Origin of the sequence: Pseudomonas sp. SIMBA_068 (assembly GCF_046534705.1) — a bacterium.
GTDB lineage: Bacteria > Pseudomonadota > Gammaproteobacteria > Pseudomonadales > Pseudomonadaceae > Aquipseudomonas > Aquipseudomonas putida.
Genome location: NZ_JAWRYI010000399.1, coordinates 1 through 277 on the forward strand (window position 1 = coordinate 1; position 277 = coordinate 277).

Consider the following 277-nt stretch of genomic DNA (forward strand, 5'->3'; position numbering starts at 1 on the left):
TCTCTAAGGGAGCCAATGTTGTTATGCTAAATCGTAATCCAAATAAATCTGTGCTGGCAATTACAAAGCTCAAGGATGAATTTGGCAGTGGCGCAAACGTCAGCTTTATAACATTGGATTTAGCCGATTTGACATCAGTACGCACTGCTTGCACAGAAATTTTGATAAAAGTACCTCAAATTAACGCACTAATTTGTAATGGTGCAATAGCGCAAGTTGAGCAGCAACAATTTACAGCAGATGGTTTTGAAAGCCAGTTAGGGGTTAACCATTATGG

The 277-nt window shown here is 39.4% G+C and carries 1 protein-coding gene; it reads left to right on the top strand.

Translation table 11 applies throughout. From position 1 onward, the window contains the following. Positions 1-277: SDR family NAD(P)-dependent oxidoreductase (locus SB756_RS29695; RefSeq protein WP_410913147.1), on the top strand; the 277-nt coding region annotated here is incomplete at both ends.